This is a genomic window from Klebsiella sp. H-Nf2, from assembly GCF_002806645.1.
Lineage (GTDB): Bacteria > Pseudomonadota > Gammaproteobacteria > Enterobacterales > Enterobacteriaceae > Klebsiella > Klebsiella variicola.
On sequence record NZ_PIBL01000037.1, the window covers coordinates 1 to 684 of the forward strand.

The window sequence follows — 684 nt, forward strand, 5'->3', positions numbered from 1 at the left end:
CGGTTTTCTTCAGGCGTTCCGCCTGAGCCGCCACCCCTTCCGCCGACAGCCATTTATTACGGTAACCAATCTCTTCCAGGCAGGCCACTTTCATCCCCTGGCGCTTCTCAATGGTGTGAATGAACTGTGATGCGTCCATCAGGCTGTCGTGGGTGCCCGTGTCCAGCCAGGCAAAACCGCGCCCCAGCAGTTCAACATGCAGGTCACCTTGCTCCAGATACATCTGGTTCAGGGTGGTGATCTCCAGCTCGCCGCGCTCAGAAGGCTTCACGTCCTTCGCCATCTCCACCACGTTATTGTCGTAGAAATAGAGCCCGGTCACCGCCCAGTCCGATTTCGGCTTCAGCGGTTTCTCTTCGATGGACAGCGCCTTAAAGTTCTCGTCGAACTCCACCACCCCGAAGCGCTCCGGATCCAGCACCTGATAACCAAACACCGTGGCACCGGAGGTCTTCGCCGCCGCCGCTTCCAGCTTTTTACCGAAGCTCTGACCAAAGTAGATGTTATCCCCCAGCACCAGGGCACAGGCATCGTTGCCGATGAACTTCTCGCCAATGATAAAGGCCTGCGCCAGGCCGTCCGGCGACGGCTGGATAGCGTAGCTGAAGTTCACCCCGAACTGCGACCCGTCACCCAGCAGGCGCTGGAAGGAGGGCATGTCGTCCGGGGTGGAGATGATCAGGA

Annotated in this window: 1 protein-coding gene; it reads right to left on the reverse strand. The window is 58.9% G+C overall.

Going from position 1 to position 684, the window contains the following annotated elements; all coding sequences use genetic code 11:
- On the reverse strand, positions 1-684 hold a 684-nt coding region (gene rfbA, locus CWM58_RS27880; RefSeq protein ID WP_100682229.1), incomplete at both ends, for a glucose-1-phosphate thymidylyltransferase RfbA.